Genomic DNA, 26,437 nt, shown 5'->3' with positions numbered 1-26,437 from the left:
CCCGGTCAGGGCACGTCCACCCGGACCCCGGCGGAGAACACTCCGCTGCGCAGCTCGAGCTGCTTCGGCCGGGCCGGGCCGTCGACCGTGAACACCAGCGGCAGCACCAGCCGGCTGCCCGCGGCGAGCGGCTGGGCGAACACGTCCCGCCCCTGGTTGGCCAGCCGCGTCGCCGCCTCGTCGGTGCTGACCCAGGTGCCGCCCGGCAGGTACGCGCGCTGCATCTGACCGTGCCAGGTCTGCTGCTGCGGGCTGACGTTGCGGACCCCGACGGTGGCCTGGCACTGCCCGCCGGCGACCGGCCTGCTCGGGCAGGCGACCCGGTAGACGGTGAACTCCAGCGCCTGCTCGCGCAGCGGCACGCCGACCACCCCCGTCGCGCTGCGCCCCACCCAGGCGCCGCTGGTCGGCTGCTTGGTCGTGTCGATCGCGGCGACCCGCCGGGTGGCGGTCAGCGTGGCCGCGAGGACCACCCCGGCCAGGAGCGCCAGGGCCGCCCCCACCAGCAGCCAGACCGGAGGCCTGCGGCGGCGGGCCGTAGCCGTCGGCGTGGCGGGCCGGGGATACACGGTCCCCCGGTCGCTCGTCCCCGGCGCGGTTGCCCCGGCCGGCACGGTCGCCCCGGGCCGCCGGGCACCGGAGCGTACGCGTCGGCGCCGCTGCCACCACCACAGCCCGCCGAGCCCGGCCAGGAGAACCACGGCCAGCGCGGCGAGCAGCACCGGGGGCCGGCGCCACGGCGGGGCCGCGGTGACCTCGGCCGCCGGTACCGTCGCGCCGCTCCAGGTCGCGGTCGCGCAGTCGTACGGCCGGTTGCCGTCGCTCGTGAAGGCGCAGGCCGGCGCGGTGAGCGGTCGGCCCGGCGCGGCGGCGGAGAGCGCGGTGTGCAGCGTGGTGGTGCTGCGGGCAGGCAAATTGAGCTGCCAGGTCACCTCGGTGCTCGCCGCCGAGCGGGTGGCCCGCCCGCCGGGGGTGATCCAGGTCGCGGACGTCCCGGCCGGCAGCTCCTGGCGCACCGTGGTGGCCAGTGGCCGGCTCCCGGTGTTGCGGACCTGGACCTGGTAGCCCGGCGCGGGTGTGCCGGCCGGCGTGACCGCCACCGTCACCGGTGACGGTGCGCCCTGGGTCGGCACCACCACGGACGGCGAGACCAGCGGCGGCGGCGCGGGCGCCGCCGGCGTCGGCGCCGTCGCCGAGTCGGTTGGTGTCGGGGTCTCCGTCGGCGTGGCGACGGCCGCGGCCGGGCGGGCCGCCGCTGCTGGCGTGGCCGCCTCCGGGGCCGCCGTGGGCAGTGCCGGCACGGCGGCGAGGATGCCGAGGCAGTGTACGAACACTGCGAGGGCCCTGTGGTTTCGTGTCGATGCAGGCATACGAACGAACCTCCGGTAGCCGACGCTAGGCGCGACGCCACGTCGTGCGGGTACGAAGTGGCGAACCCGGCCCGCGCCGGCGACGGACCACGTAGGGTGGCCGCCCCGGGTCCTCCCCCCGACACCCCGCCCGCCGCCTGGGGTGCCGCCCCGTGCGCGTAGCAGGAGGGCCCTCGCCGCCCTGGCGTGCCCGTCGGCGCGGCCGGACGTCGTCCCGGGGCTAGATTGGCCTGGTGCGTATCGCTCGTTTCGCTCATGCCAAGGGAATGTCGTTCGGGGCCGTCGAGGGCGAGCCGGAGGCGGGTCCGCAGGGCCTGACCATCGCCGAGATCGAGGGCCACCCGTTCGGTCAGATCCAGTTCAGCGGCGCCCGGTGGGCGCTCTCCGACGTCCGACTGCTCTCCCCGATCCTGCCCAGCAAGGTGGTCTGTGTCGGCCGTAACTACGCCGAGCACGCCGCCGAGCAGGGCAGCGCGGTGCCGAAGGAGCCGCTGCTCTTCCTCAAGCCGTCCACCTCGGTGATCGGCCCGCGCGACGCCATCCGGCTGCCGATCTTCTCCAAGCGGGTCGAGCACGAGGCCGAGCTGGCCGTGGTGATCGGCGCCCCGGGGGCCCGCCGGGCCGACCGGGCCGCCGCCGAGCGGGCCATCTTCGGCTACACCTGCGCCAACGACGTGACCGCCCGGGACCTGCAGCGCTCCGACGGGCAGTGGACCCGGGCCAAGGGCTTCGACTCGTTCTGCCCCATCGGGCCCTGGATCACCACGGGCCTGGACGTCACCGACCTGGAGGTCCGGTGCGAGGTGGGCCGCAACCCGGAGGAGATGGAGGTGCGGCAGCTCGGCCGGACGCGGGACATGGTCTTCGACGTCCCGGCCCTGGTGTCGTACGTCTCGCACGTGATGACGCTGCTCCCCGGCGACGTGGTGCTCACCGGCACCCCTGCGGGGGTTAGCCCGCTGGTGGAGGGGGATACCGTCACCGTTCGTATCGAGGGGATCGGGGAGCTGACCAACCCGGTCGTCCCGGTCGGCTGACTCGTCGGGGCCCGAAACCGCAGTACAGCACGGGTTCGGGCCCCCGATTTGGCCTAGCCGGGGCCGGGAGGGTAAAGTTTCTCTCCGGTGCCGCAAGGCACCGAACGGCACCGTGAGGTGCCAATGGGGTATGGGGTAATTGGCAGCCCAACTGATTCTGGTTCAGTTAGTCTAGGTTCGAGTCCTGGTACCCCAGCAACCGGTGGTCGCGAGAGCGCCGGTCGCTGGATCCCGCTGGAGAGCGCTCCGGTCGCCCGCAAGGTGGCTGGAAGAATTCTCTGGTAGAGTTCGGCGGCACCGCCCGGAAGGGCGGTGCAGGAGAAGGTTCTGGCCCCGTCGTCTAGTGGCCCAGGACGCCGCCCTCTCAAGGCGGTAGCGCCGGTTCGAATCCGGTCGGGGCTACAGTTCCGATCAGCCCGTCTCACTTCGGTGAGGCGGGCTGTTTCGCGTTCCAGGCCCGGTTTCGCGTTCGGTGCCCAGTAGTGAGCCCCCGGGAGCAGGCTCACGAAGGAGCCCGCAGCCGGGGCCGTGGTGGCGGTGCTGTGCTCGACCCCGCCACCCACCCCCTGCGCGCCGCGAGGGACCCGCCGCTAGACTACAGCGGCGCCGACCGTCAGGCCGGCGATGCAGGAAAAGTCTTGGCCCCGTCGTCTAGTGGCCCAGGACGCCGCCCTCTCAAGGCGGTAGCGCCGGTTCGAATCCGGTCGGGGCTACAACTCCACTCGGCCCGTCTCACCTCGGTGAGACGGGCCGTTCTCACACCCACCCCACCCCACCACCCGGGGGCGAGGGGCGAGGGAGGGCTAGAGGCCGGAGAGGCGTTGGCCGGCTCTCACCACCGCCATGGCGTGGCGTTCGCCGGGGCGCCGGCCGAGGCGCTCGATCGGGCCGGAGATGCTGATCGAGGCGATCACCCGGCCCGTGCGGTCGCGGATCGGGGCCGAGACGCTCGCCACACCCGCCTCCCGCTCGGCGACGCTCTGCGCCCAGCCCCGCCGGCGTACCTCGGCCAGTGTGCGGCCGGTGAACTTCGACCGGGGCAGCAGCGGCATCACCGCCTCCGGCGGCTCCCAGGCCAGCAGGATCTGCGCCGCCGAACCCGCGGTCATCGGCAGCACCGAGCCCACCGGCACGGTGTCCCGTAGGCCGCTGGCCCGCTCGGCGGCGGCCACGCAGATCCGCTCGTCTGCGCGGCGCAGGTAGAGCTGGGCGCTCTCCCCGGTGGCGTCGCGCAGCGCGGCCAGCAGCGGCTCCGCCGCTGTCAGCAGCACGTCCGGCGCGGCGTTGGCGAGCTCACCGAGTCGAGGGCCAGGGCGCCAGCGGCCCTGGGTGTCCCGGACCAGCATCCGGTGGATCTCCAGCGCCTGCGCCAGCCGGTGCGCGGTGGCCCGGGGCAGCTTGGTGCGTTCAACGAGTTCGGCCAGGCTGGCGCCGTCGACACAGGCGGCCAGGATGACCACCGCCTTGTCGAGAACGCCGACACCGCTCATACTGTGTCCCACAAACCGAAACTTACCTCCCAGAATTTAGGATGTCCAGATGGTGGGAGTCACTCGACCGAGGACCCTGGCCGAGAAGGTCTGGGACACGCACGTCGTCCGGTCCGCCGAGGGCGAACCGGACCTGCTCTACATCGACCTGCACCTGCTGCACGAGGTCACCAGCCCGCAGGCCTTCGACGGGCTGCGGCTCGCCGGCCGCCGCGTGCGCCGCACCGACCTCACGCTCGCGACCGAGGACCACAACACCCCGACGGGGTACGCGGATCCGGCGTTCCAGCAGCGGCGCGGCGACCTGCTCACGATCGCGGACCCCACCTCCCGCACCCAGATCGAGACGCTGCGCCGCAACTGCGCCGAGTTCGGCGTCCGGCTGCACCCGCTCGGCGACGCCAACCAGGGCATCGTGCACGTCATCGGCCCGCAGCTCGGCGTCACCCAGCCCGGCATGACGATCGTCTGTGGCGATTCACACACCGCCACCCACGGGGCGTTCGGCGCCCTCGCGTTCGGCATCGGCACCAGCGAGGTCGAGCACGTGCTGGCCACCCAGACGCTGCCGCAGGCCCGCCCGAAGACGATGGCCGTGAACGTCACCGGCCAGCTCGGCCCCGGCGTCACCGCCAAGGACCTGGTGCTCGCCCTGATCACCCAGGTCGGCACCGGCGGCGGGCGTGGGCACATCGTGGAGTACCGGGGCGAGGCGATCCGCGCGTTGTCCATGGAGGGGCGGATGACCGTCGCCAACATGTCCATCGAGTGGGGCGCCAAGGCCGGCATGATCGCGCCGGACGAGACCACCTTCGCCTACCTCAAGGGACGGCCGAACGCGCCGCAGGGGGCCGACTGGGACGCGGCGGTCGACCACTGGCGGACGCTGCCCACCGACGGGGGAGCGACCTTCGACGCCGAGGTGACCCTCGACGCGAGCCGGATCACCCCGTTCGTCACCTGGGGCACCAACCCCGGTCAGGGCGCCCCGTTGGGCGCGGCCGTGCCGGACCCGGAGGAGTTCGGCACCGACTCCGAACGGGCCGCCGCCCGCCGGGCCCTGGAATACATGGACCTCGCGCCGGGCACCCCGCTGCGTGACCTCTCCGTCGACGTGGTCTTCGTCGGCTCCTGCACCAACGGCCGGCTGGAGGACCTGCGCGCCGCCGCCGACGTGCTGCGTGGGCAGAAGGTCGCCGACGGCGTACGGATGCTCGTGGTCCCCGGCTCCGCAGCCGTCCGGGAGGCCGCCGAGGCCGAAGGACTGGACAAGGTGTTCACCGACGCCGGGGCCGAGTGGCGGTTCGCCGGCTGCTCGATGTGCCTGGGCATGAACCCGGACACGCTCTCCCCGGGGGAGCGTTCCGCCTCGACCTCCAACCGCAACTTCGAGGGGCGCCAGGGCCGGGGTGGCCGCACCCACCTGGTGTCACCGCCGGTCGCCGCCGCCACCGCTGTGGTCGGCCGGCTGGCCGCCCCCGCCGACCTGTAGAAGGGCAGCCGCGACAGATGGACAAGTTCACCGTGCACACCGGCACCGCCGTGCCGCTGCGCCGTTCCAACGTGGACACCGATCAGATCATCCCCGCCGTGTACCTCAAGCGGGTGACCCGGACCGGATTCGCCGACGGGCTGTTCAGCGCGTGGCGGGAGGACCCGTCATTCGTGATGAACGATTCCGTGTATTCGGGCGCGTCGATTCTCGTGGCCGGCCCGGAGTTCGGTACGGGGTCGTCTCGGGAGCACGCCGTCTGGGCGCTGCGGGACTGGGGGTTCCGGGCGGTGATCTCGCCCCGGTTCGGCGACATCTTCCGCGGCAACGCCCTCAAGGAGGGTCTGCTGCCGGTCGAGTTGGAATTGAAAGCCGTCGAGGAGTTGTGGCGCCTCGTCGAGTCCGACCCCACCACCGCCGTCACCGTCGACCTGACCTCCCGCGAGGTCCGGGCGGGGGATGCCGCCTGGTCGTTCCCCCTCGACGACTTCAGCCGCTGGCGGCTGCTGGAGGGGTTGGATGACATTGGACTCACGCTCCGCCACGAGGCCGAAATCACCTCGTACGAGCACGGTCGGCGGCCGTTCCTGCCCGCCGTGGCATAGCCGTACGCCCGATCCGGCATCGCTTTCCGCCCCCACCGGCCCGCCCGGTGGGGGCGAATCTGTTGCGACACAAGGCCTTTTTTCGACCGAATGTTTGTGTCCAGGCAGCACAGGGCATACCGTGCGCGCAGAATGGCTCGCGTCGAGTCAGTTGCACAATCGGGAGGAAGTCGTGAACAAGGCCGAGCTCATCGAGGCGCTCGCCGTTCGCCTGGGGGACCGGAAGACGGCGACGGCCGCGCTCGACGCGGTCCTCGCTGAGGTCCAGGCGGCGGTCACCAAGGGCGAGAAGGTGGCGATCACCGGATTCGGAGCGTTCGAGAAGCGCGTCCGGGGAGCCCGAACAGCGCGCAACCCGCGGACCGGCGAGGCGGTGAAGGTCAAGAAGACATCCGTCCCGACCTTCCGGCCGGGTGCCGGGTTCAAGGAGATGGTGGCCAGCGGCAAGGTGCCGAAGGCCACGGCGGCGGCGAAGAAGACCGCCACGGCCGCCACCAAGACCACGGCCGCCAAGGCGACCGGGGCCAAGACGACGACCGCGAAGGCCGCGACGGCCAAGGCGGCGGGCGCCAAGGCCACCGGTGCGAAGGCGGCCGGTACGAAGGCGGCCGGTACGAAGGCCGCGACGGCCAAGGCGGCGGGCACGAAGGCCACCGGCGCCAAGGCCACCGCCGCGACGAAGAAGGCGGCCCCGGCCAAGGCGACCAAGACAACGGCGTCCACGGCCACCACCAAGAAGGCCGCCCCCGCGAAGAAGACCGCGGCGGCGACCAAGTCGACCACGGGGAAGAAGACCACCGCGGCGGCGACCAAGAGCGCGGCGACCAAGAGCGCGGCGGCCAAGAAGGCGCCGGCGAAGAAGTCCTCGGCCAAGAAGGCGGCTACCAAGCGCTGACCGGCCGAACCGTCGAAAGGGGCGCCCACCGAACCGGTGGGCGCCCCTTCCGCTTGTCCGGATACGGGTTCCGGCCCGTTGACCGACGGCGTGCGGCGCGCGCAGAATCGCCGGACCCCCACCGGTCGGCGAAAGGCATCCCGTGCGCTACCGCCACCTCCACACCGCCACGCTCGCCCTGGGCATCGTCGTCCTGATCGACGTGCTGCGGGTCTTCCTCCCCTCGGTCATCACCATCTTCGGGCAGGCAGCATCCACCCCCGCCGAACTGCTGGGAGCGTTCGCGCTCGGCTGGTTCGTGCTCGCCCTGGCCTTTCCCGCGCTGCTGCGCCGGTTGGGCGCCCGCCCGGTCACGCTGGTCGCCGCCGTGGCGCTGGCCGGCCTCCGGCTCGCCCTCACCGCCGCCCCGGGCGGCCGGGCGCAGCTCTGGCTGGCCACCGCAGGCCTGGTGGCCGGGCTGCTCTGGCTGGCCGGCACCGCGGCCGGCACCCACCGGCCGGTGCCCGGGCTGGCGCTGGGGCTGGCCCTCGGCGCGGTCGTGCACGCGGGGCTCGGCACGTACGACCTGGTCTGGCGGGGTGGCTGGGCCGGGTGGGCCGGCAGCGTCGTCCTCGTGGGGCTCTTCCTGGCCGCGGCGACCCGCCCCGCGCCGCCGGTGGAACCGGGCGGCGGTGCCCGCGCGTGGCTGCTCGCCGGCCCGGCGTTGCTGTTGACCGGGATGGTGGCGCTCTCCCCGGCGGTGGCGGAGACCGCGTCCTCCTACCGGCGTGGCCCCGGCGACGTCCTCGCCCACTCGGCGGCCGGTGACGTGTCCGCCCTGTTCAGCTACGCAGTCGCCTTCTTCCTGTTCGCCGCGCTGGCCCGGCCGCCGCGCGGGTACGCGCGGCTGCTCGGCCCGCTCGCGCTGGTGCTCGGGGTGGTGCTGTTCGCCGCCGGGGAGCCGGGCTGGCTGGGGCCGGCGGTCCTGCTGACCGCCGCCGGCGTCGGCGCGTGCCTGAGCCTCGCCGGGGCCGGCGCCCCGATCGCCGCCCCGGCCACCGCCACCGCCGTTCCCGATCCCGCCGGCGTCCCGGACGCCTCCGCCGGTGCCGCCGCCGTCTCGGCCTCCGTCGGGGCCCCGGGCCGACCCGCCCGGTCGCCGCTCGCGGCGGTGCTGGGCATGCTGTTCTTCGCCGTCGCCGCCGTCGGCTACTACGCCGCGTACGACCTCGGCTACCCGAACGCGGCGGTGCCGGTCGTCGTGGCCGGCCTCGTCGCCGTCGTGGCGCTCGCCCCGGTCTCCCGGGGCGGGCCGACCTCGCCGGCCGGGGCGGCGTCCTGGGCGTGGGCGGGGCGCGTCGCCGCGGTCTCCGGCGCGGTCACCGTCCTCGTGACGAACCTGCCGGCCGCCGAGGTCGCCCCAGTCCGGCCCGGCAGCCCGCCCGCCGACGTGCGGGTGGTGGCGTACAACGTCCGGATGGGGTTCGGGCTGGACGGGCGGTTCGACCCGGACGGGCTGGCCCGGGTGGTCGCCGCCGAGCGGCCCGACGTGGTGCTGCTGAGCGAGGTGGACCGGGGCTGGTTGCTCAACGGCGGCCACGACACACTCACCCTGCTCGCGGCGCGGCTACGCATGCCGTACGTCTTCGCGCCCGCCGCCGACCCGGTGTGGGGCGACGCGGTGCTCAGCCGGTTCCCGATGGAGTCGGCCCGCAGCGAGCGGCTGGCGGCCCTCGGCGCGCCCACCGGCGCCCAGGCGCTCGGCGTCACCGTCGACCTCGGCGGCGACGCGCGCCTCGCGGTGGTCGCCACCCACCTGCAACCGCCGCCCGGCCAAGAGCCGGTGGCGCAGGCCCGCGCCGTGGCGCGGTTCGCCCTGGGGTACGCCGCCGGCCGGCCCCTCGTGGTCGCCGGGGACCTGAACACCGAGCCGGGCGCCCCGGCGTACGAGGAGTTCACCCGCGCCGGGCTGGTGGACGCGCTCGCCGCGGCCCGGCCCCTGTTCACCAGCCCGGCCGACGACCCGCGCGAGCAGATCGACCACGTCCTGGTCTCGCCGGGCGTGGGGTCCGGTGGGCCGGTGGCGCCGCGCAGCACCGCCAGCGATCACCTGCCGGTGGCGGTGACCCTCACCCTGCCGCCCACCGCCACCGGCTGACGCCCGCGCCGAACCCCGTCGGCCGTGCCCTTTCGTCCGGGGCGGCCGGCTGACGCCGTCACAGGGGGTCGGCGGCGAGAAGGCGGTCGGCGGCGAAGGCGAGCAGCCAACCGCCGCCCTTCGGTGTGGTGAAGTCGTCGGCGCGGCCGGTGAGGCGTTCCATCGCCCCGGGGATCACCTTGCCCTGGGTGCACACCCCGGCCCTGGCCTCCTCGGCGGCCAGCTCGGTGAGGCAGGCCGCGGCGGCCAGCGTCCGCTCGTCCGGGTCCTGGCCGGGCTGCGGCTCGTCGAGGTCGCCGGCCACCTCGATCGGCAGGTCCAGCAGGGCCGCCGCCGGGTCCAGTGTCTGCACACAGCGGCGGGCCGAGGCCGACAGCAGCCGGGCCGGGCGCACCAGGGCCACCAGGGGAGCCAGGGCGTGCGCCTGCGCCCAGCCGGTGTCGTCGAGCGGTCGGCCGGCGTCCGGGCCGGACCAGGTCCCGCGCCTGCCGGCGTGGGCGTGCCGGACCAGCGCCACCGTCGCGGTGACCGGCGGCAGGGCGGCGAACGCGGCCAGCACCTCGGCGTCGTGCGGGTAGCTGACCAGGCGCGTCGCCTCCCCGGCGGGGAGCCAGCGGATCCCGTCGACCTCGGTGTCGGGCTGGAAGCCCCCGTCGGCGACCGCCCGCATCGACCAGTAGTCGACCGCCTTCGGCCGGCCCTCGCTGCGGTACCGCATGGTGGGCAGCCGGACCTGGGGCACCGCCCGCACGTCGGCCTCCTCGGCGACTTCCCGGACGGCGGCCGACAGCGGATGCTCGCCCGCCTCCAGCTTGCCCTTGGGCAGCGACCAGTCGCCGTACCGGGGGCGGTGCACCAGGCAGACGAGCACGTCGTCCTGGTCCGGGCGCCAGACGACCCCGCCCGCCGCCCGGATCATCCGTTCCCCCTCCGACATCCGCTCAGCCTAGGCTCAACCGGGGGTGCCGCCGACGCGGCGCAGCAGCAGGTCCTGCAGATGGGTCAGCGGACCGCCCGGCGCTCCCGTCCGCCGGGTCCAGGAGCCGTCCCCGGCCAGCTCGAACGCCTCCACGTCGGGGCTGAACGCCGCGGCCAGCACGTGGTCCAACTCGGCCCTGGCCACCGGGTCGCTCACCTGCACGAGTGCCTCCACCCGGCGGTCCAGGTTGCGGTGCATCAGGTCGGCCGAGCCCATCCAGAACTCGGCGGCCCCGTTGTTGCCGAACCGGAAGATCCGGGAGTGCTCCAGGAACCGGCCGAGGATCGACCGGACCCGGATGTTCTCCGACAGCCCCCGCACCCCCGGGCGCAGCGTGCACATGCCCCGGATCAGCAGGTCCACGTGCACCCCGGCCCGGGACGCCCGGTAGAGCGCGTCGGTGACCTTCTCGTCGACCAGCGAGTTCACCTTGAACTGCACCAGCCCCGGCATGCCGAGCCGGACGTGGGTGATCTCCCGCTCGATCCGCTCGATCAGCCCCCGCCGGATCCCCTGCGGGGCCACCATCAGCCGCCGGTACGCGGTCTGCCGGCTGTAGCCGGTGAGCACGTTGAACAGGTCGGTGAGGTCGGCACCGATCTCCGGGTCGGCGGTCAGCATGCCGAAGTCCTCGTACAGCCGGGCGGTCTTCGGGTGGTAGTTCCCGGTGCCGATGTGGCAGTAGCGGCGGATCTGGGTGCCCTCCTGGCGTACCACCAGGGCGGTCTTGCAGTGCGTCTTGAGGCCGACCAGGCCGTACACCACGTGGCAGCCGGCTCGCTCCAGCGTGCGCGCCCAGCCGATGTTGGCCACCTCGTCGAACCGGGCCTTCAGCTCCACCAGCACCACCACCTGCTTGCCGGCGGCGGCCGCGTCGACCAGCGCGTCGACGATCGGGGAGTCCCCGCTGGTGCGGTAGAGGGTCTGCTTGATGGCCAGCACGTCCGGGTCGGCCGCCGCCTGCTCGACGAAGCGCTGCACGCTCGTCGCGAACGAGTGGTACGGGTGGTGCACCAGCACGTCCCCGTCCCGCAGGGTGGCGAAGACGCTGCGCGGCACCTCGCCCTCGGTGAGCCGGGGGTGGGTGGCCGGCACGAACGGCGGGTCCTTCAGGTCGGGGCGGTCGGCGTCGCCGTAGAGCTGCCACAGGGCGGACAGGTCGAGCAGGCCACGGACCCGCAGCACGTCGTGGCCGTCCATGTCCAGCTCGCGGACCAGCAGCTCCAGCATGTGGTCGGAGATGGAGGCGGCCACCTCCAGCCGTACCGGCGGGCCGAACCGGCGGCGGGCCAGCTCCCGCTCCAGGGCTTGGAGCAGGTCCTCGTCGCGGTCCTCGTCGACCTCCACCTCGGTGTTGCGGGTGACCCGGAACAGGTGACACTCGACCACCTGCATACCGGAGAAGAGCTGCTCCAGATGCACCGAGATCAGTTCCTCGACCGGGAGCACCCGTACCCCGGGGGAGTCCCGGCCGACCCGGACGAACCGGGGCACGTTGTTCGGCACCTTGACCCGGGCGAACAGCTCCGAGCCGCCGTCGGGGTCGCGGACGGCGACGGCCAGGTTCAGCGATCGCCCGGAGATGTACGGGAACGGGTGCGCGGGGTCGACCGCGAGCGGGGTGAGCACCGGGAAGATGTGCTCGCGGAAGTAGGTGCGCAGCCGCTCCCGCTCGGGCGCGTCCAGGTCCGACCAGCGCAGGATCCGGATGTCCTCGGCGGCGAGCTTCGGCAGCACGTCGTCGACGGAACAGGCGGCGTGCCGGCCGACCAGGTCGGCGGTCCGCTCGGTGATCAGCTCAAGCTGGGTGCGCAGCGGCAGCCGGTCCCCGCCGCGCACCGGCAGCCCCGCCGACAGCCGGCGCTTCAGCCCGGCCACCCGCACCATGTAGAACTCGTCGAGGTTGCTGGCGAAGATGGCCAGGAACTTCGCCCGCTCCAGCAGCGGGGTGCGCGGGTCCTCGGCCAGGGCCAGCACCCGGGCGTTGAAGTCGAGCCAGGACAGCTCCCGGTTGAGGAACCGGTCCTCGGGCAGCGGCTCCGGCGGCGTCGGCTCGTCGTCGTCGGAGCCGGAGCCGGAGCCGGAGCCGGGCGCGGGCGCGGGCCGGGCCGCCGCCGTCGGCTGCTCGCTGGGCGCGTCGAGCACCTCCTCCAACCCGGCGGAGGCCGCCCCGGCGGCCGGGCCGGACGCCGCCAGCTCATCCTCGGGGGTCTCCCGGGGGCGGAAGCGGCCGTCGACGCCGCGCCGGCGGGACCCGTTGCGGACGGGCGTGGGGTCGACGGCTTCCCGCCCACCGGTGGGGCGGTCGTCGGCGGGTGGGCGGTCGTCGGTGGACGGGCCGGTGGGTTGCTCGCGAGGGGTGCTCACCCGCTCATAATGTCCCGGAACGGGTTAACGCAAAATGAACTTGGGCGGGTAGCTCACGGCATCGTCGGCAACGTCACCCGGACGATCTCCCCGACGGTGTCGGTCTCGATCCGGACCCGCTGGCCCAGCCGGAGCAGCCGCAGCCCGGAGGCGTCGAACGCCCGGGCCGGGAAGGCCAGCTCGGTGCCGTCGTCGAGGAGCAGCACGCCGCTGCGCGTCGCCGCGTCATAGGTGGCCACCGTGCCCTGCATGGCAGCACCGTACACCCCGCGCCGGGCCGGTCGGGTCAACCCGGGTCGGCGGCCGGCCGGTCGGCGCCGGCCAGGGCGGCGGTGCGTGGTCCGAGCCCCAGCCGGGCGGCGGCGGCCAGGTCGGCGGCCGTGTCGACGTCCCGGCGCAGGGTCGGCCATTCGCCGGTCAGCGGCACCGCGCCACTCGCCAGGTGGGCCGCCGCCGAGCCGACCCCGAACCGGGGGTCCAGCGGCACGCCGGGCGGCGCGGCGAGCAGCACGGTGCCGCTCCCCGGGGCGTCGGTCACGAACCGGCGTACCCCGGCAGGGCCGGCGGTGACCGCGTCCAGCGCGGCGGCCAGCTCGGCCGGGCGCAGCGCCGGCAGGTCCGCGGTGAGCCCGGCCACCCACACCCCGCCGCCGGCGGTCGCGACCTCGGCACCGTGCCGGAAGGCGGCGTTCAGGCCGGCGTCCGGCGCGTCCGGCACGGCCCGCCCGCCCGCCGCGCCGGCCATCGCCGCCACCAGCGGGTCGTCGGTGACCACCAGCACGGCGGCCACCGCCGGGCACGCCCGCACCGCGGCGACCGTGTCGGCCGCCAGGGCCAGCGCCAGCCCCTCGTGGGGTACGCCGGGCAGCGCCCCGCGCAGCCGGCTCTTCGCCGCGCCGAGGCGCTTCACCGGTACCACCACCGTCCAGGTTCGATGCCGCACGGGACAATCCTGCCAGTCGGGGGGCGGCACCCGCACTGGCCGTACCCGGGGCGAGCAGGCATGATTTCGCTGCGGGCAGCGCGGGCGGGTGCGGCGCGGGTCGGGCTACGAGGAGGCAGGGTGACACGGCGCAGGCTGGGGTTCTGGCAACGGTTCGCCGTGCTGCTGGTGAAGCCCGTGATGGTGGTCTGGACCCGGCGCACCTGGCGGGGCATGGAGCAGCTGCGCCGTGACGGCGGAATCATCATCGTGCCGAACCACCTCTCGCACGCCGACCCGCTGGTCTCCGCGCACTTCGTCTACGACGCGGGGCGCTGGCCCCGGTTCCTCGGCAAGGCCAGCGTCTTCCGGGTGCCGGTGGCGGGCTGGATCCTGCACCGGTGCCGGCAGATCCCGGTGGAACGGGGCACGGCGGACGCCGTCAAGTCGCTGGACACCCTGGTCGCCGCGCTCTCCGAGGGGGGCGCGGTGGTGATCTACCCGGAGGGGACCACCACCCGCGAGCCGGAGCTGTGGCCGATGAAGGGCAAGACCGGCGCCGCCCGGCTGGCGCTGGCCACCGGCGCCCCGGTTGTCCCCGTCGCCATGTGGGGCCCGGAGAAGCTCTTCGACCCGCGGACCAACCGGTTCAGCCTGCGGCCCCGCATCCCGGTGACCGTGGTCGCCGGTCCGCCGGTCGACCTGAGCCGGTGGGCCGGCTCGACGCCAACCAAGGCCACCCTGGAAGAGATGACCGAGGCCATCATGCTGCGCCTGCGCGACCAGCTCGCCGAGATCCGCGGCGGGACGCCGCCACCGCTGTGGGAACGGCCGTCCCGTCCCGCCGTCACCCGCTCCCTGCCGGCCGAGGGGGGTGCGGCGTGACCGGCCACGTGGCCGTGCTGGGGGCCGGGTCGTGGGGGACGGCGTTCGCCAAGATCCTCGCCGACGCCGGCCGGGACGTGACGATCTGGGCCCGGCGGCAGCCGGTGGCCGAGGCGATCCGGTCGCGTCGGCACAACCCGGAGTACCTGCCGGACCTGCGGCTGCCGGAGCGGGTCACCGGCACCGCCGACGCCGCCGAGGCGATCACCGGCGCGGAGATCGTGGTGCTGGCCGTGCCGTCGCAGACGCTGCGCGGCAACCTCGCCGAGTGGACCGGCCACCTGCACCCGGACTCGACGCTGGTGTCGCTGATGAAGGGCATCGAGCTGGGCACCACCAGGCGGATGAGCGAGGTGATCGTGGAGACCGCCGGGGTCACCCCGGACCGGGTGGTGGTGGTCTCCGGCCCGAACCTCGCCCCCGAGATCGCCGCCGAGCAGCCCGCCGCCACCGTGGTCGCCGGCACCGACGACGACCGCGCCCAGCTCGTCCAGGCGTCGATCCGGACGCCGTACTTCCGGCCGTACACCAACGACGACGTGATCGGCTGTGAGCTGGGCGGGGCCGTGAAGAACGTGATCGCCCTCGCGTACGGCATCGCCACCGCGATGGGCTTCGGCGACAACACCCGGGCGATGCTGATGACCCGGGGGCTGGCCGAGACCGCCCGCCTCGGGGTGGCGCTCGGCGCGGACCCGATCACCTTCGCCGGGCTGGCCGGGATGGGCGACCTCGTGGCGTCCTGCTCGTCGCCGCTGGCCCGCAACCGGACCTTCGGCGAGCACCTGGGCCGGGGGGAGACCCTGGAGCAGGCCCAGGCGGCCACCCGGCAGACCGCCGAGGGCGTGAAGAGCTGCCTGGCCATCCGGGACCTGGCCCGCTCGCACGGGGTGGAGATGCCGATCACCGAGCAGATCGAGCGGATCTGTCACGAGGGGATGGATCCCCGGCTCGCCGTGGACGTGTTGATGAGCCGCACCGCCAAGCCCGAGTCGTACGAGTGAGGCCCGCATGAGCGCGCCGACCGGTGACGGTGACGGCACCCGCTGCGTCCGGGCCGGCCTGCCCGAGCCGACCCCGGGGCAGCCGTTCCTGCCCGGGCCGGTCTTCGCCGCGACGTACCACCTCGACCCGTGGCAGGGACCGGCGGCGACCCCGAACGGGTACGGCCGGCCGGACAATCCGACCCGCCGGCTGCTGGAGGCGGCCATCGGCGAGCTGGAGGGCGGTGACGTGCGGGTCTTCGCCAGCGGGCAGGCGGCCATCACCGGCCTGCTGCTGGCGCTGCTGCGCCCCGGCGACACCGTGCTGCTCCCCGCCGACGGGTACTACCCGATGCGGACGTTCGCCACCGACACCCTCGCCGGGATCGGCGTGCGGGTGCTGTTCGCGCCGACCGCCGGGCCGTACCCGTCGTTCGACGGGGTCCGGCTGGTGCTGCTGGAGACCCCGGCCAATCCGGGACTGGACGTCGCCGACATCGCCGCGCTGGCCCGGGACGCGCACGCCGCCGGCGCCCTCGTCGCGGTCGACAACACCACCGCCACGCCGCTCGGCCAGCGCCCGCTGGATCTCGGCGCGGACCTGGTGGTCGCCTCCGGCACCAAGGCCCTGACCGGGCACTCCGACCTGCTGCTCGGCTACGTGGCGACCCGTACGCCGGAGCTGCTCGACCCGGTCACCGCCTGGCGCACCGTCACGGGCGCGGTGCCTGGGGCGTTCGACGCGTGGCTGGCGCACCGCTCGCTGGCGACCCTCGACCTGCGGCTGGCCCGGCAGTCCGCCAACGCCGAGGCGCTGGCCCGGCTGCTCGCCGGCCGCCCCGACGTGACGGGCCTGCGCTGGCCGGGCCTGCCCGACGACCCCGCGTACCTGGTGGCGGCGGCGCAGATGCGCCGGATGCCCGGGATGCTCGCGTTCGATCTGGGCGACGCCGAGCGGGTCGGCCGGTTCGTCGACGCGGCCCGGCTGGTGGACGCGGCCACCTCGTTCGGCGGCCTGCACACCACGGCGGACCGCCGGGCCCAGTGGGGCGACGACACCGCCCCCGGCTTCGTCCGGCTCTCCTGCGGGGTGGAGGACACCGCCGACCTGCTGGCCGACGTCACCGCCGCTCTCGACGCCTGAGCGGAAGGCCCCCGCCTGCGGTCCACCGGATCACTCGGCGTGATCTCCACCAGCCGACCCGCACCGGAAGGATCGCCGGGGCGCGGAGGTGGGGTGTGGTGGTGGCCCACCCGCTGGCCGGCGGTGCGGACCGGGCGGCGGGTGGACCACGACGAGGGGCCGGCGGGTGCCGGCCGGGGTGGGCCGCGCCGGCCGGCCGGGGCGGGACCCCCCGGCCGGCCGGCGCGGCGGTCAGCGGCGGGGCGGGGCTGTGGCGAAGGCGGTCCAGGCTGTCGGCGGGAAGATCAGCGCCGGGCCGGCCGGGTCCTTGGAGTCGCGGACCGCGATCGCGTCGGGCACGACCGCCATCTCCACGCAGGCACCTTCGTCGCCGCTGCGGCTGCTCTTGCGCCATCGCGCCGCAGCCAGTGCCGCGCTCGTCGTCGGGGTCATTGTCCTACCGTCCTTTCAGGATGCGGAAGAGCTGTTCCCGGCTGGCCGCGGGGCTGAGCGCGACCGTCCGTAGATGCTCCATGATCTTGGTGCAGGTACGCAGGTCACCGGGCCGGTCCAGGACCATCTGCCCGGCCACCGTCTCCACCGACGCGATGATCGGATCCTCCGGGTCGGGGAACTCCAGGATGTGCAGCGAGCCCCGGGTGCCCCGGTGGTAGCCCGCGACCAGCGGGATCACCTGGACGGTGATGTTGGGCAGCTCGGACGTCTTGAGCAGGTGGCGTAGTTGCTCCTCCATCACGCTCCCACCGCCCACCGGGCGCAGCAGCGCGCCCTCGTCGATGATCGCGTCGAGGATCGGTGGATTCTCGTCGGTGAGCCGCTGCTGGCGGTCGAGTCGCAGGTGGACCCGCTGCTCCACCTGGTCGTCGCTGAGGGTGTGCGGGCCGCCCCGCATCACCGCCCGGATGTAGTCCGCCGTCTGCAACAGGCCGGGCACCACCGAGGGCTCGAAGTTGGCGATGCCGGTGGCCTCCGCCTCCAGCGCGATGAAGTCGATCGTCCGTCGGTCCAGCAGGTACGAGTAGGACACCCACCAGCCCGGCTTGCGGGCGTCCTTGGCGAGCTGGACGGCCGCGGCGAGTTCGTCGGCGCCCACGCCGTAGAGGGTGAGCAGGGCGCGCACCGTGGCCGGGCTGATCAGCGTCTGGGCGTTCTCGTACCGGGACAGGGTGCTCCGGGTGCTGTTGATCTCGTCGGCGGCGGCCTCGAGGGTGAGGCCGGCCGCCTCCCGGTGCGTACGCAGCGCGATGCCGAGCCGTCGGGCCCTGGCGGTCTTCGGTGCCATGCATTGATGGTGACACACATCTTCGGGAAGGTGTACATGAGAGAACGTCGATGAGAGTTGCATTCACGCCCATCCACGTGTCAATGTGTGACCAGTTCCTCACTGCCGGTTGTCGTGGCGACGGCGGTGGTGAGTGACCGGAGGGGATGGGGCGCGTGGCGATCGGGTTTTCTCCCCCGTACCCGATCGCCGCGTGCCGCCACCCGGGACGCACCGGAAGGGAGTCGCATGACGGTGACCGCCTCCTGGCCCAGGGTGTCGCGGTGCCGCTGGTGCGCGCATCCGGTGCTCCGCGACAACGACGACGCGTGGATCCACGCGAGCCTGGCCTACGTGTGTCGGGACCGTTCGGGCGGCCTCGCGGCGACCACGGCGGAGCCCGAACAGGCGTCCGCCCGGTCGGAGTGGGGCGGGACCGGAGGGCGGCCATGACCCGGTTCCTGGTGGTGCTGACCGACGTCCGGCCCGTCGACGGACCCCTCCGGGACGAGCGGCGTGCGCCCGAGCGGCGCCGTCAGGTGGTCGGCGCGAGCAGCCGGGAGGCGGCCGACCGGATCGCCGGCGCGTTCATGGCGCTGGGCATGGTGCGGGCCGGCCGGCAGCGGGTGAAGGTCATCGCGGTCGGCCGCCGCTACGGCCTCTGACCGCCGGTCGGCCGCCGACCGCCCCGAGCGTCCGAGCTGATGCGATTACGCTGCGTGTAGGCGATGTTGACCGGTTGCGGTGTATTGCCGCCCTCCCCGGGTATCGGCATCCATGTCTCGCCACCCACAGTAAGGTCAACCGGGTGAGCGCCATCAGCCTCGCAGTCGCGGACGAAAGGGTGACCGAGTGACCACCCCAGGCAAGACCCGTGTGGCCCTCGTCTTCGGCGGCCGAAGCCCCGAGCACGGCATCTCCTGCGTCAGCGCCGGCAGCGTGCTGGGCGCGCTCGACCCGGACGAGTTCGAGGTGGTCCCCGTGGGCATCACCCGGGCCGGCAAGTGGGTGCTGACCAGCGGTGACCCTCGCGAGCTGGCGATCAGCGCCCGGCGACTGCCGGAGATCACCGCCACGGCCGGTGCCGACATCGTGCTGCGCGCCGACCCGACGGGCAACGGGCTGATGGTGCTCGACCCGACCCAGGGCCCCCGGGCCCTCGCCGACGTCGACGTGGTCTTCCCCGTCCTGCACGGCGCCTACGGCGAGGACGGCACCATCCAGGGCATGCTGGAGATGGCCGGCATCCCGTACGTCGGGGCGAACGTCTTCGCCTCCGCCGCCGCCATGGACAAGGAGTTCACCAAGAAGCTCTGCGCCGCCGAGGGCATCCCGGTCGGGCCGTACGCCGTGCTGCGCAACGGGGTGACCCTCTCCGAGGAGGACAAGCGGCGGCTCGGCCTGCCGGTCTTCGTCAAGCCGTCCAGGGCCGGATCGTCGTTCGGCATCACCAAGGTCGACGACTGGGCCGACCTGGAGGCCGCCGTCGCCGCCGCCCGGGAGATCGACCCGAAGGTGCTGGTCGAGGGCGCGATCGTCGGCCGGGAGATCGAGTGCGGCGTGCTGGAGGGCGAGGCCGGCGGCGGAGCCGAGGCGTCCCTGCTGGCCGAGGTGCGCGCCGGGGGCGAGCACGCCTGGTACGACTTCGAGGCGAAGTACCTCTCCGAGCCCGAGTACGACCTCCCGGCACCCCTGCCCGAGCATGTCACCCGCCAGGTCCAGGAGTACGCCGTCCGTGCGTTCGCCGCGCTGGACTGCGCCGGGCTGGCCCGGGTCGACTTCTTCGTCACCCCCGAGCTGGACGTCTACCTCAACGAGATCAACACCATGCCGGGGTTCACCCCGACGTCGATGTTCCCGCTGATGTGGGCCGCCTCCGGGCTGGAGTACCCGAAGCTGGTGAACCGCCTGATCCGCACCGCCCAGCGGCGCGGCGTAGGCCTGCACTGAACCCGCACCCGGCCCCCCGCGCCGAGCGGGCCCGGCCCGCGCTCAGCCCGTGCAGCCGGCCGGCACGGCGCCGCCGGAGGGCACCGTGGCGACCACCACGTCGGAGATCGGGCTCACCCACTGCAGGGCCGGCCCGTGCGTGTGGGGGACGGTGACCCGCACGGCGGTCTCCCGGTCGAGGGTGGTGAGCACGGTCGCGTCCGGCCCCTCGACCGGGTACCAGCAGACCTTGTTGACCACCCAGACGTCGTCGGTGGTGCCGGGGGTCGGCTCGTCGCCGCCGCAGGCGACGGTGAGCGCCGGATCGCCGTACGCGGCGTTCTGCTCGGGGCCGGCGGTGACCGGCCGCTGGCCCAGGCCCCGCACGGTCGACGGGAGCTGCGACGTCAGGGCGCGGCACACGATCTCGGGCCGCTCGGGCAGCTTCGGGGCGGCCATCTCGACCGGCGCGGTGGACTGCGGCTGGGCGCTGGTCGCCGCCGGGGCCGGCTCGGCGGCCGGGGTGTCCGGGGCGAGCTTGGCGAAGGTGAACCCGGCGACGGCCACGGTCACCGGGACGGCGATCAGCGTGGCCATCAGCGCCGCGCTCCGGTTGGCCCGGTCCCGGCGCGGCGTGCCCGGGGCCTGCCCGTCGGCACCGCTGGCGCCGTCGGGCTTGTCGGTGTTGTCGGTCTTGTCGGTCTTATCGGGGGAGGAGCTGATCTCGTCCACTTACAGGCGCACCACCGAACACGTGAGGGTGCGGGTGATGCCGGGCACCATCTGCACGTTGCTGACGATGAGTTTGCCGAGCTCGTCGACCGTGTTGGCCTCGGTGAGCACGACCACATCGTATGGGCCGGTGACGGCGTCGACCCGTACCACGCCGGCAAGGTCCGCGATCAGATCGGCCACGTCACGCGCTCGGCCGACCTCGGTCTGGATGAGGATGTACGCCTGTACCACGACTCGACCTCCGTCCGTCGCCGCCCGCAGGCGGCCCGAAGGGTGAAAGTACCTTACGGACCAGGTCTGATCCCTATCGGTGGCCAAGGAGAAGCGGTGAGCGAGCGCGACGGGCGCGACAGCGGATGGGGCGCGGGACGGTTCCGGGCCCACGGCGGGTACGGGCGCGACGGGGGACGGGCATGAGCGTGGCGGGGATCGGCGAGTTCGGGTTGATCGACCGGGTCACCGCCCGGCTGCCCCAGGGAGCGGCCTGCCTGCTGGGGCCCGGCGACGACGCGGCGGTGCTGGTCGCGCCGGACGCCCGCGTCGTCGCGTCCACCGACGTGCTGGTCGAGGGGCGGCACTTCCGGCGGGACTGGTCCAGCGCCCGGGACGTGGGGCACCGGGCGGCGGCGGCCAACCTGGCCGACATCGCGGCGATGGGCGGCACCCCGACCGCGCTGCTGGTGGCGTTGTGCATGCCGGCGGACCTGGACCCGGCCTGGGCCGAGGAACTGGCCGACGGGCTGGCCGCCGAGGCAGCCACGGTGGGGGCGAGCGTGGTCGGCGGCGACATGTCCGCCAGCCCGACGCTGACGATCGCGGTCACCGCCCTCGGCGACCTGGGCGGGCTGGCCCCGGTGGTCCGCTCGGGCGCCCGAGCGGGGGACGTGCTGGCCCTGGCCGGCCGCAGCGGGTACGCCGCCGCCGGGTACACCGTGCTGTCCCGGGGCTTCCGCACCCCGAAGCTGCTGGTCGAGGCGTACCGGCGGCCCGAGGTGCCGTATCCGGCCGGCCCGCACGCCGCCCGGCTCGGCGCCACCGCCATGATCGACGTGTCGGACGGGCTGCTGGCCGACCTCGGACACGTGGCCCGGGCCAGCGGGGTCGGCATCGACGTGCGCCGGGACGCCTTCGAGGTGCCCCGGCAGATGCGTGACGCCGCCCAGGCGCTCGGGGTCGACCCGTACCTGTGGATCCTCGGTGGCGGCGACGACCACGCGCTGGCCGCGACCTTCCCCCCGGCGGTGGCGTTGCCCGCGCCGTGGCAGCCGGTCGGCCGGGTGGTCGAGGGCGGGGGCGTGACCGTCGACGGCGCACCGTACGCCGGGCCGACCGGCTGGGACCACTTCCGGTAACGGCTGGTCAGCGACGTACCCTTCACCGGTGAGTGAGATTGAGATCCGCGCGACCCGCTTCGACTCGCCGGAGTCGCAGCGGCTCGTCCGGGCCGCCCTGGCGGACCTGGGTCAGCGGTACGGAGGCAGCGGGGACGACACCCCGGTCGACGCCGTCGAGTTCGAGCCGCCGGGCGGGGCGTTCCTGGTCGCGTACCTGGCCGGGGAGCCGGTGGGGTGCGGCGGCTGGCGCAGCCACGGCGACACCGGGGACACCGCGGAGCTGAAGCGGATGTACACCAGCCCCGTGGCGCGCGGACGAGGCGTGGCGCGGGCGGTGCTCGTGGCCGTCGAGCGGTCGGCGCGCGAGCACGGGCGCAAGCGGCTCATCCTGGAGTGCGGGGCCAAGCAGCCCGAGGCGATCGCCATGTACACCTCGGCCGGGTACGAGCACATCCCGAACTTCGGGTACTACCAGGACGCCCCGGGCTGCCTCTCCTTCGGCCGTACCCTCTGACGCCCCCATCCTCGCCGTGCCCCGCCCCGAGGGCGGACACGAAAAGCCGACGGGCCCTCGGGGCCCGCCGGCTTTTCGGCGAAAGGGTGGGTCGGCGCTACCGCGTCAGGCGCGGGTGACCTTGCCGGCCTTGATGCAGGAGGTGCAGACCTGCAACTTCTTGGTGGTACCGCCACCGGCCGGAGTGCGCACCGACTGGATGTTCGGGTTCCAGCGGCGGTTGGTCCGCCGGTGCGAGTGGGACACGTTGTGGCCGAAGCCCGGTCCCTTGCCACAGACGTCGCACACGCTAGCCACGGGATACTCCTGGGTGTTTTGAAACGTTCATGAGGTCGCCGCCAAGCGCTGCCCGGGCAACCTGGTCAGGTTACCCGATGCCCCCGTGCCTGGCCAACCGGCCCCTGTCGAGTGGACACGCCGGAACGGGACGGTCGGCCCGGGCGCGTGTCGGTGCGCGCCAGTAGGCTTCTCGCCGTGCTGGACACCCTCGACGCCGCCGCGGTGCGCCGCTGGTGCGCGGGCGGGTTGGCCGCGCTCCGCCGGCACCAGGGGGAGATCGACGACCTCAACGTCTACCCGGTCCCCGACGGCGACACCGGCACCAACCTCGTGCTCACCCTCACCTCGGCCCAGCAGGCCCTGGCGATGGACCTGGCCACCGTCGGCGACGGCGGGTCGACCCCGCACGGGCACGCGCTGCGGCTGATGGCGCGCGGCGCGCTGCTCGGCGCCAGGGGCAACTCCGGGGTGATCCTGTCGCAGATCCTGCGCGGCTTCGCCGACGCCCTGGCCACCGTGCCGGCGGTGCGGGGCCGCCAGCTGGCCGCCGCGCTGCGCGACGCCACCGCGGCGGCGTACGCCGCTGTCGCCCGCCCGGTCGAGGGCACCCTGCTCAGCGTGGTCGCGGCGGCGGCCAGGGCGGCCGAGTCGGCGGACAGCGACGACCTGCGCATCGTCGCCCGGGCGGCGGCCGGAGCGGCGGCCCGGGCCCTGGCGCGCACCCCCGAGCAGTTGCCGGCCCTGGCCCGCGCCGGCGTGGTCGACGCCGGTGGTCGGGGGCTGTGCCTGCTGCTCGACGCGCTGGTCGAGGTGATCACGGGGGAGAGCCCGACCCGGCCGGCGCCGGACCCGCGCGAGGCCCGCCAGCCGGCCACCGCCGCCCGGGAGACCGGCTCGGCGGAGTACGCGTACGAGGTGCAGTTCCTGCTCGACGCCGGGCCCGAGGCGGTCACCCGGCTGCGGGAGATCCTGGCCGGGCTCGGCGACTCGCTGGTGGTGGTCGGCGACGGGGCCACCGATGCGGCGTCGACCACCTGGAACGTGCACGTGCACGTCAACGACGTGGGCGCGGCCGTGGAGGCGGGGGTGGAGGCCGGCCGGCCGTACCGGATCTCGGTGACCCGCTTCGCGGACCAGGTGGCCACGCCGACCCCGGCCCACCACGGCCGGGCGGCCGTGGTGGTCGCCTCCGGCGTCGGCATGGCGGAACTGTTCGAGGGCGAGGGGGCGACCGTGGTGCCGGGCAACCCGTCCATCGGTGAGCTGCTCGACGCCATCCGGGCCACGGCGGCGGCCCGGGTGGTGGTGCTGCCCAACGACCCGAACACCCAGGCCGTGGCGAGCGCCGCCGCGCGAGAGGCGCACGCGCTCGGGGTGAAGGTCAGCGTGGTGCCGACCCGGTCGCCGGTGCAGGCGCTGGCAGCCCTCGCCGTGCGCGACCCGGATCGCCGCTTCGCCGACGACGTGATCGCGATGGCCGAGGCCGCGGGCGCGTGCCGGTACGCCGAGGTCTGCTGGGCCAGCCGGGAGGCGCTGACCGTCGCCGGCCCGTGCCGCCCCGGCGACGTGCTCGCCCTGGTCGAGGGGGAGGTGCACCTGATCGGCGTCGACCTGGCCGACACCTGCGCCGCCGTGGTCGACCGGATGCTCGGCGGCGGCGGCGAGCTGGTCACCCTGCTCTCCGGCGCGGACGCCCCCGACGGGCTGGCCGAGGCCGTCCGCGAGCATGTCGCCCGGCGCTGGCCGTTCGTGGAGGTCCAGGCGTACCCGGGCGGCCAACCGCACTATCCGCTCCTGGTGGGGGTCGAATGACGACGTCCGAGCCGGCCACGGTCGACACGCCGCTGAAGAAGCTGGTCGGGGACAAGACGGCCAAGGCCCTGGCCGCGCACCTCGACCTGCACACCGCCGGTGACCTGGTCTACCACTTCCCCCGCCGGTACGACGAGCGCGGCGAGCACACCGACATCCGCTCGCTGGACGTCGGCGAGCAGGTCACCGTGCTGGCCCAGGTGCAGAAGACCACCGTGCGGCCGATGCGCCAGCGCCGGGGCAACCTGCTGGAGGTGACCGTCGGGGACGACTCCGGCGGCGTGCTGACCCTGACCTTCTTCGGAAACCAGGCGTGGCGGGAGCGGGAGCTGCGCCCCGGCCGATGGGGGCTGTTCGCCGGCAAGGTCACCGAGTTCCGGGGCAAGCGGCAGCTCAACGGCCCGGAGTACGTCATGCTCGGCGACGGCGGCGACGGTGAGGCCGCGGTCGGCGAGGAGGTCGAGGAGTTCGCCGGGGCGCTGATCCCGGTGTATCCGGCCGCGGCGGCGGTGCCGACCTGGGTGATCGCCCGCTGCGTGCGGGTGGTGCTGGACACCTTCACCCCGCCGGAGGACCCACAGCCCGCCACCGTCCGGGCCGACCGCAAACTGGTCGGGATCGGCACCGCGCTGCGCGAGATCCACCGGCCGTCCAGCAAGGAGAACCTGTACCGGGCCCGCCGCCGGCTCAAGTGGGACGAGGCGTTCGCCGTGCAGCTCACCCTCGTGCAGCGCAAGCTTCGAGCCGCCGCCTGGCCGGCGAGGGCCCGGCCGCCGCGCGCCGGTGGGCTGCTCGACGCGTTCGACGCCCGGCTGCCGTACGAGCTGACCCCCGGCCAGCGGGCGGTCGGCGCGGAGATCGCCGCCGACCTGACCGTCCCGCACCCGATGCACCGGCTGCTCCAGGGCGAGGTCGGCTCCGGCAAGACGGTGGTGGCGCTGCGGGCGATGCTCCAGGTGGTCGACGCCGGCGGGCAGGCCGCGCTGCTCGCCCCGACCGAGGTCCTCGCCGCCCAGCACCACCGGGGGATGCTCGACCTGCTCGGCCCGCTCGCCCGGGCCGGTGAGCTGGGCGCCGCCGACGACGCCACCCGGGTCGAGCTGGTCACCGGCTCGCTCGGTGCGGCAGCCCGCCGGCAGGCCCTCGCCGAGGTGGCCGGCGGGCGGGCCGGGATCGTGCTGGGCACCCACGCCCTGCTGTACGAGGGGGTGGACTTCGCCGACCTGGGCCTCGTGGTGGTCGACGAGCAGCACCGGTTCGGCGTGGAGCAGCGCGACGCGTTGCGCTCCAAGGCCGACCAGCCGCCGCACGTGCTGGTGATGACGGCCACCCCGATCCCGCGCACGGTGGCGATGACCGTCTACGGCGACCTCGAGACGTCCACCCTGTCCCAGCTCCCGCAGGGGCGCTCGCCGATCGCCTCGCACGTGGTGCCCGCCGCCGAGAAGCCGGCCTTCCTGGACCGGGCCTGGCGCCGGCTCCGCGAGGAGGCCGCCGCCGGCCACCAGGCGTACGTGGTGTGCCCCCGGATCGGAGAGGGGCCGGCGTCGGAGGAGGAGCCGCCCCGGGAGGACGACAACGGTCGACGGCCCCCGCTCGCGGTGACCGAGGTCGCCCCGCTGCTCGCCGAGGGGCCGTTGCACGGGCTGCGGATCGGCGTCCTGCACGGGAAGCTGCCCGCCGACGAGAAGGACGCCGTGATGCGCTCCTTCGCCGCCGGCGACCTGGACGTGCTGGTCGCCACCACGGTCGTCGAGGTCGGCGTCGACGTGCCCAACGCCACCGTGATGATCGTGCTGGACGCCGACCGGTTCGGCGTCTCCCAGCTGCACCAGCTTCGCGGCCGGGTGGGCCGGGGTTCGGCGGCCGGGCTCTGCCTGCTGGTCAGCGAGGCCGCCGAGGGCTCCTCGGCCCGGGAGCGCCTCGACGCGGTGGCGTCCACCACGGACGGTTTCAAGCTCGCCGAGCTGGACCTGGAGCAGCGCCGCGAGGGCGACGTGCTCGGGGCCACCCAGTCCGGCCGGCGCTCGCACCTGCGGCTGCTGTCGCTGTTGCGCGACGCCGACCTGATCCGGGACGCCCGGGCCGAGGCGATCGCCCTGGTCGAGGAGGACCCGGAGCTGGAACGCCACCCGGCGCTGGCCGCCTCGGTGGCCGCCCTGGTCGACGAGGAACGAGCGGAGTACCTGGAGAAGGGCTGATCCCGCTTGGGCGGGGTGATCGACTCCGGGTGGAGCGCAGGGGCCCCCTCGTCGGGCGGAGCGTGT

General features: G+C 74.5%; 25 protein-coding genes and 3 tRNA genes. 17 read left to right on the top strand and 11 right to left on the bottom strand.

Annotated elements, in window-relative coordinates:
• Positions 1-5: 5 nt before the first annotated feature.
• Positions 6-1,370 carry a hypothetical protein gene (locus OG559_RS04710; protein WP_405112822.1) on the bottom strand — a complete coding sequence of 455 codons (1,365 nt, stop codon included), beginning with the start codon at positions 1,368-1,370 and terminating at the stop codon, positions 6-8.
• Positions 1,371-1,603: 233 nt separating this feature from the next.
• On the opposite strand from OG559_RS04710, the gene OG559_RS04705 reads away from it, so the two are divergent.
• The 4 genes from OG559_RS04705 (at position 1,604) to OG559_RS04690 (ending at position 3,120) form a co-directional block, all read left to right on the top strand.
• Complete coding sequence (locus tag OG559_RS04705) at positions 1,604-2,407, top strand: fumarylacetoacetate hydrolase family protein (RefSeq protein WP_405112820.1); 804 nt, start codon at positions 1,604-1,606, stop codon at positions 2,405-2,407.
• Between the two features lie 124 nt (positions 2,408-2,531).
• Positions 2,532-2,603: transfer RNA gene (locus OG559_RS04700), tRNA-Gln, on the top strand.
• A gap of 133 nt (positions 2,604-2,736) precedes the next feature.
• Positions 2,737-2,809, top strand: a tRNA-Glu gene (locus OG559_RS04695).
• 238 nt (positions 2,810-3,047) lie between these two features.
• A tRNA-Glu gene (locus tag OG559_RS04690) sits at positions 3,048-3,120 on the top strand.
• Between the two features lie 90 nt (positions 3,121-3,210).
• Here the strand turns inward: OG559_RS04690 and OG559_RS04685 are convergent.
• The gene (locus OG559_RS04685) at positions 3,211-3,897 is read right to left on the bottom strand and encodes an IclR family transcriptional regulator (RefSeq protein WP_091671614.1); all 687 of its coding nucleotides are present in this window, start codon (positions 3,895-3,897) and stop codon (positions 3,211-3,213) included.
• 49 nt (positions 3,898-3,946) lie between these two features.
• On the opposite strand from OG559_RS04685, the gene leuC reads away from it, so the two are divergent.
• From leuC to OG559_RS04665, 4 genes are all read left to right on the top strand, one after another.
• The gene (leuC, locus tag OG559_RS04680) at positions 3,947-5,389 is read left to right on the top strand and encodes a 3-isopropylmalate dehydratase large subunit (RefSeq protein WP_405112818.1); all 1,443 of its coding nucleotides are present in this window, start codon (positions 3,947-3,949) and stop codon (positions 5,387-5,389) included.
• 17 nt (positions 5,390-5,406) lie between these two features.
• Positions 5,407-5,994 carry a 3-isopropylmalate dehydratase small subunit gene (gene leuD, locus OG559_RS04675; protein ID WP_405112815.1) on the top strand — a complete coding sequence of 196 codons (588 nt, stop codon included), beginning with the start codon at positions 5,407-5,409 and terminating at the stop codon, positions 5,992-5,994.
• Between the two features lie 172 nt (positions 5,995-6,166).
• Complete coding sequence (locus OG559_RS04670; RefSeq protein ID WP_405112813.1) at positions 6,167-6,889, top strand: HU family DNA-binding protein; 723 nt, start codon at positions 6,167-6,169, stop codon at positions 6,887-6,889.
• A gap of 142 nt (positions 6,890-7,031) precedes the next feature.
• On the top strand, positions 7,032-9,026 hold the full coding sequence (locus OG559_RS04665) for an endonuclease/exonuclease/phosphatase family protein (RefSeq protein WP_405112811.1): 1,995 nt from the start codon (positions 7,032-7,034) through the stop codon (positions 9,024-9,026).
• A gap of 58 nt (positions 9,027-9,084) precedes the next feature.
• Here OG559_RS04665 and OG559_RS04660 read toward each other — a convergent pair whose 3' ends face one another.
• The 4 genes from OG559_RS04660 to cofC all read right to left on the bottom strand — a co-directional run bounded on the left by OG559_RS04660 (position 9,085) and on the right by cofC (position 13,315).
• A complete protein-coding gene (locus OG559_RS04660) occupies positions 9,085-9,963 on the bottom strand; it encodes an NUDIX domain-containing protein (RefSeq protein WP_405112809.1) in 879 nt (292 codons plus the stop codon).
• 15 nt (positions 9,964-9,978) lie between these two features.
• Positions 9,979-12,201: an RNA degradosome polyphosphate kinase gene (locus OG559_RS04655; protein ID WP_405116385.1), complete on the bottom strand. Its 2,223-nt coding sequence runs from the start codon at positions 12,199-12,201 to the stop codon at positions 9,979-9,981.
• Between the two features lie 224 nt (positions 12,202-12,425).
• Entirely contained in the window at positions 12,426-12,623 is a 198-nt protein-coding gene (locus tag OG559_RS04650; protein WP_350885811.1) for a cold-shock protein, read from the bottom strand.
• A 35-nt stretch (positions 12,624-12,658) separates the two neighbouring features.
• Complete coding sequence (cofC, locus tag OG559_RS04645; RefSeq protein WP_405112806.1) at positions 12,659-13,315, bottom strand: 2-phospho-L-lactate guanylyltransferase; 657 nt, start codon at positions 13,313-13,315, stop codon at positions 12,659-12,661.
• Positions 13,316-13,435: 120 nt separating this feature from the next.
• Between cofC and OG559_RS04640 the strand changes: the two genes are divergently transcribed.
• Genes OG559_RS04640 through OG559_RS04630 form a run of 3 tightly spaced genes read left to right on the top strand, consistent with a single transcriptional unit; the run spans position 13,436 to position 16,306 of the window.
• Positions 13,436-14,179, top strand: coding sequence for a lysophospholipid acyltransferase family protein (locus OG559_RS04640; RefSeq protein ID WP_405112803.1), 744 nt, complete (start codon positions 13,436-13,438; stop codon positions 14,177-14,179).
• Complete coding sequence (locus tag OG559_RS04635; RefSeq protein ID WP_405112801.1) at positions 14,176-15,183, top strand: NAD(P)H-dependent glycerol-3-phosphate dehydrogenase; 1,008 nt, start codon at positions 14,176-14,178, stop codon at positions 15,181-15,183. Before OG559_RS04640 ends, OG559_RS04635 begins: the two co-directional genes overlap by 4 nt.
• 7 nt (positions 15,184-15,190) lie before the next feature.
• Entirely contained in the window at positions 15,191-16,306 is a 1,116-nt protein-coding gene (locus OG559_RS04630) for a cystathionine gamma-lyase (protein ID WP_405112798.1), read from the top strand.
• A gap of 231 nt (positions 16,307-16,537) precedes the next feature.
• Here OG559_RS04630 and OG559_RS04625 read toward each other — a convergent pair whose 3' ends face one another.
• Together OG559_RS04625 and OG559_RS04620 are read right to left on the bottom strand one after the other, a co-directional pair.
• The gene (locus OG559_RS04625; RefSeq protein WP_405112796.1) at positions 16,538-16,738 is read right to left on the bottom strand and encodes a DUF397 domain-containing protein; all 201 of its coding nucleotides are present in this window, start codon (positions 16,736-16,738) and stop codon (positions 16,538-16,540) included.
• A 4-nt stretch (positions 16,739-16,742) separates the two neighbouring features.
• Entirely contained in the window at positions 16,743-17,588 is an 846-nt protein-coding gene (locus OG559_RS04620) for a helix-turn-helix domain-containing protein (protein WP_405112794.1), read from the bottom strand.
• A gap of 428 nt (positions 17,589-18,016) precedes the next feature.
• Between OG559_RS04620 and OG559_RS04615 the strand changes: the two genes are divergently transcribed.
• Positions 18,017-18,232, top strand: coding sequence for a hypothetical protein (locus OG559_RS04615; protein ID WP_396669786.1), 216 nt, complete (start codon positions 18,017-18,019; stop codon positions 18,230-18,232).
• A 187-nt stretch (positions 18,233-18,419) separates the two neighbouring features.
• Entirely contained in the window at positions 18,420-19,517 is a 1,098-nt protein-coding gene (locus OG559_RS04610; protein WP_405112792.1) for a D-alanine--D-alanine ligase family protein, read from the top strand.
• A gap of 42 nt (positions 19,518-19,559) precedes the next feature.
• Here OG559_RS04610 and OG559_RS04605 read toward each other — a convergent pair whose 3' ends face one another.
• Complete coding sequence (locus OG559_RS04605) at positions 19,560-20,219, bottom strand: DUF3515 family protein (RefSeq protein ID WP_405116383.1); 660 nt, start codon at positions 20,217-20,219, stop codon at positions 19,560-19,562.
• A gap of 9 nt (positions 20,220-20,228) precedes the next feature.
• Positions 20,229-20,462, bottom strand: coding sequence for an Lrp/AsnC ligand binding domain-containing protein (locus OG559_RS04600; RefSeq protein ID WP_161687828.1), 234 nt, complete (start codon positions 20,460-20,462; stop codon positions 20,229-20,231).
• A gap of 182 nt (positions 20,463-20,644) precedes the next feature.
• On the opposite strand from OG559_RS04600, the gene OG559_RS04595 reads away from it, so the two are divergent.
• Together OG559_RS04595 and OG559_RS04590 are read left to right on the top strand one after the other, a co-directional pair.
• Positions 20,645-21,583, top strand: a complete 939-nt coding sequence (locus OG559_RS04595; RefSeq protein ID WP_405112790.1) for a thiamine-phosphate kinase — start codon at positions 20,645-20,647, stop codon at positions 21,581-21,583.
• Positions 21,584-21,611: 28 nt separating this feature from the next.
• Positions 21,612-22,079, top strand: coding sequence for a GNAT family N-acetyltransferase (locus tag OG559_RS04590; protein WP_405112787.1), 468 nt, complete (start codon positions 21,612-21,614; stop codon positions 22,077-22,079).
• Between the two features lie 105 nt (positions 22,080-22,184).
• Here OG559_RS04590 and rpmB read toward each other — a convergent pair whose 3' ends face one another.
• Entirely contained in the window at positions 22,185-22,376 is a 192-nt protein-coding gene (gene rpmB / locus OG559_RS04585; protein ID WP_013284551.1) for a 50S ribosomal protein L28, read from the bottom strand.
• Between the two features lie 177 nt (positions 22,377-22,553).
• Here rpmB and OG559_RS04580 point away from each other — a divergent pair, with 177 nt between their 5' ends.
• Both OG559_RS04580 and recG read left to right on the top strand, forming a co-directional pair.
• Positions 22,554-24,170, top strand: coding sequence for a DAK2 domain-containing protein (locus OG559_RS04580; protein WP_405112784.1), 1,617 nt, complete (start codon positions 22,554-22,556; stop codon positions 24,168-24,170).
• Positions 24,167-26,371 carry an ATP-dependent DNA helicase RecG gene (gene recG / locus OG559_RS04575; protein ID WP_405112781.1) on the top strand — a complete coding sequence of 735 codons (2,205 nt, stop codon included), beginning with the start codon at positions 24,167-24,169 and terminating at the stop codon, positions 26,369-26,371. Before OG559_RS04580 ends, recG begins: the two co-directional genes overlap by 4 nt.
• Positions 26,372-26,437: the final 66 nt, after the last annotated feature.

The organism is Micromonospora sp. NBC_01405 (assembly GCF_045040155.1).
GTDB lineage: Bacteria > Actinomycetota > Actinomycetes > Mycobacteriales > Micromonosporaceae > Micromonospora.
This window is presented reverse-complemented; position numbering and strand designations above follow the sequence as displayed.